The following is a 3,293-nucleotide window of genomic DNA, read 5'->3' as shown; positions in this document are numbered from 1 at the left end:
GGTCGGCGTCCCCGTCCATGGAAGGGGCGGGACCTGCGGAACGGTCGGAGTCCGCGGAAAGGTCGGAGTCAGCAGAAAGGTCGGGGTCTGCGGAGGGGGCAGGGGCAGGGCCCGGCTCCTTGGAACCCGGTCAGGAACGCACCAGCGCCCACACGGTCTTGCCGTAACGGCCCCGGTGCCACACGCCCCACGCCTCGGCGAGGGCGTCGACGAGGTGCAGGCCGCGGCCGCCCTCGTCGTCCGCGGTGCGCGGGGGTCTGACCTCGGGATCACCCGTCGACTCGTCGGACACCTCGATGAAGCACGAGCCTTCCGCGAGCACTGTCACCGCGACCTCGAACTCGCGCTCGCGCACGGGCCCGTGCCGTACCGCGTTCGTCGCCAGTTCCGACACGAGCAGGATCGCGATGTCGAGCGCGTCGGCCGGTCCCGTATGACCCCAGACCGCCAGATGATCGCGCACGCGCAGCCGCGCAACTCCTACCGAGGCCGGGTGCCGCGGCAGTCTGAACGCACTGCGTCGCAACACACGTAGCCACCTCCTCCTCCGCCTGTTCGAGCCCCCCTACCCGGGTCCACGCACACGGTGAACGCAGGTTTTGACATAGGGAGCAGCGCCGTCGGACACGCTCCGTGTCACGGCGGTCACAGTTCTCCGTCGCTATTCGGCCAGATCCGGCCGGGCCCGACGGGGGTCCCGCAGGGCGCGCCCGTCCGGTACGCCGGTCAGATCCAGTCCAGGCTCCAGAGCCGGAACACTCCGGTTCCGTCGGACAGGTACTGGCCACCCGTGATGTCGTTCGTGCTCAGCACGTACTCCTTGCGCTGCCACAGGGGGATGATCGGCACGTCGTCGGCGACGAGTTGCTGCAGCCGACGAAAGTCCTTAAGTGTGCGACTGCGATCCTCGTACTGTTGACTCGCCTGGATGAGTTCGTCTACGGGCTTGCTGCTGTAACCGTTGTGCATCCCGGATCCGGTGCGCACCAGCTGCGCCGTGAAGGTGTCCGGGTCGGGGAAGTCGGGCAGCCAGCCGACCGCGTACGCGTCCAGCTTCCCCGCCGTGTAGCGCTTCTGGAACTCGGCCCAGTCGTAGTACTTCGTCACCACCTTGAACAGGCCCGACCCCTCCAGCTGCCGCCGGATCTCCTGGGCCTCCGCCTTGGACGCGGCGCCGCGCGAGTACGCGAACTCGAACCGGACCGGCGTCGTCACCCCGGCCCGCTGCAGCAACGCCCGGGCCCGCGCCGGATCCCGCTTCGGATACGCGTCGAAGAACGCGGTCGTGTGCCCGGTGATGCCGCGCGGGATCACGGAGAAGAGCGAGTCGACCGTCCCCTTGTACGCCGACTCGACCAGCTCGTCCCGGTCGACGAGGGAGGCCAGCGCCTGCCGCACCCGCCGGTCGTGCAGCGGCTTGCCCGCCCGCACGTTCAGGACCAGGTTGCGGGTCTCGGCACTGTCGACCTCGGTGAGCCGCTGGTCCGGGTCGCTGGTGGACAGGCCCGCGAGCAGCGCCGGCGGCAACTGGCGCGCCGCGACGTCGATCGTGCGCCGCTTCCACGCCGACTCCAGGGCGGCGGAGTCCTTGAAGTAGCGCAGGACCGTCGCGTGGTCCGGCACCTTCGCGGGGCCCTGGTAGCGGGAGTTGGGCACGAGCGTGGCCCGGCTGCCCGGCTCGTACGACTTCAGGGTGTACGGGCCCGTGCCGTCGACGTCGTTGCCGGAGCGAAGGGCGTCCTCGGGGTAGACGTTCCGGTCGACGATGGCACCCGCGCCCGTGGCGACCTTGAGGGGGAACGTGGCGTCCGGCGAGGAGAGGTGGAAGGTGACGACGCGGCCGCGCGCCTCCACCGAATCGAGCGTGTCGAGGAGCGACGCGGGACCGACCGGCGAATTGATCTTCCTGACCCGGTCGAAGGAGTACTTCACGTCCCGCGCGGTCATCGCGCGACCGCTCGGGAAGCGCACCCCGGACCGCATCTCGCAGCGGTAGACCCGCAGGCCCGACCCGACGAAACGGCAGCTCTGCGCGGCGTCCGGCACGGGCGACGTGCCGCCGGCGTCGAAGGTCAGCAGTGACTGGAACACATTGCTGTACAACGCCCACGATCCCGCGTCGTACGCGCCCGCCGGATCGAGCGACGTGACGGCGTCCGTCGTCCCGACGGCGACCGTCTTTCCCCGCTCCTCGTTCTGCGGCAGCAGCTGCCAGCCGCCCACACCCGCCGCGACGAGCACCATGAGCGTCGCGATGATCCGCCAGCGAACCGTGCGCATCGAGTCCTCCCCCGCCACTCCCCAGTGACGAGGCTCACTGAATCACAGGAGTTTGAGGTGGGGGAAGAGGGATCGGTGAGGTATTCGAGGTGTGAGACGTTCCGTGGGATACGCGCAGGTGCAACCGGGTTTCCGGCCTCTTTCACCGGGGCCTCGCCGCGGGCCCCCGACGGGCGTCCGAACTCGTCCCGGGACCGATTCGGCCGGGACGTCCTGGGCGTCCTGGGCGTCCGGGAGCGGCTCAGGCCTGTTTCGAGGCGAGCTCGACGACCGTGATGTCGGACGGCGCGCCGACCCGGACCGGCGGGCCCCACGCACCCGCGCCCCGGCTCACGTACAACTGCGTGTCGCCGTACCGCTCCAGGCCCGCGAGGGTCGGATTGGCCGCGTCGGCGATGAAGTTGCCCGGCCAGAGCTGGCCTCCGTGCGTATGCCCGGACAACTGGAGGTCGACGCCGTGCTTCACGGCCTCGTGGATCATCACCGGCTGGTGCGCCAGGAGCACCGCGGCACGCGACCGGTCACGGTCGCCGAGCGCCCTGCCGTAATCGGGACCGTCGCCGTAGTTCTCACCCGTGACGTCATTGACCCCGGCCAGATCGAAGGCGCCCATCTCGACCCGCGCGTTCTCCAACGGCCGCAGGCCGATCTCGCGCACGTGCTCGACCCACGGCTCCGCACCCGAGAAGTACTCGTGGTTACCGGTGACGAAATACGTGCCGTGCCGGGCCCTGAGCCGGGCGAGGGGCGCGACCGCGGGGGCGAGGTTCTCCACGCTCCCGTCGACCAGGTCACCGACGACCGCGATCAGATCGGGCTGCGTGGCATTGATCGTGTCGACGACACGCTCGGCGAAGCCCCGGCCGAGCACCGGCCCGATGTGGATGTCGCTGACCACCGCGATCCTGAACCCGTGGGCCGCACGCGGAAGTCGGGCCAGCGGAACGGTGACCCGCTTCACCTTCGGCCCCCGCAACACCCCGTACGCCCCGTTCCCCACGACACCCGCGGCA

3 protein-coding genes are annotated in these 3,293 nt (G+C 70.2%); all 3 read right to left on the bottom strand.

What is annotated here, in order from left to right; translation table 11 throughout:
• Nucleotides 1–130: 130 nt before the first annotated feature.
• Nucleotides 131–529: an ATP-binding protein gene (locus M4J07_RS47205; protein ID WP_255983484.1), complete on the bottom strand. Its 399-nt coding sequence runs from the start codon at nt 527–529 to the stop codon at nt 131–133.
• A 197-nt stretch (nt 530–726) separates the two neighbouring features.
• Nucleotides 727–2,280, bottom strand: coding sequence for an ABC transporter substrate-binding protein (locus M4J07_RS47200; RefSeq protein WP_255983481.1), 1,554 nt, complete (start codon nt 2,278–2,280; stop codon nt 727–729).
• 241 nt (nt 2,281–2,521) lie between these two features.
• Nucleotides 2,522–3,293 (bottom strand): metallophosphoesterase (locus M4J07_RS47195; protein ID WP_255983479.1); only part of this gene is annotated, 772 nt, incomplete at its 5' end.

The sequence above is a fragment of the Streptomyces longispororuber genome, assembly GCF_024448165.1.
Taxonomy (GTDB): domain Bacteria; phylum Actinomycetota; class Actinomycetes; order Streptomycetales; family Streptomycetaceae; genus Streptomyces; species Streptomyces longispororuber_A.
The sequence above is the reverse complement of the archived record's forward strand: the minus strand, read 5'-3'. Positions and strand labels throughout refer to the sequence as shown.

Bases quoted from the DNA above. Each gene is read 5' to 3' on its own strand.
- M4J07_RS47200 (WP_255983481.1), bottom strand. From the start codon at position 2,280: ATGCGCACGGTTCGCTGGCGGATCATCGCGACGCTCATGGTGCTCGTC.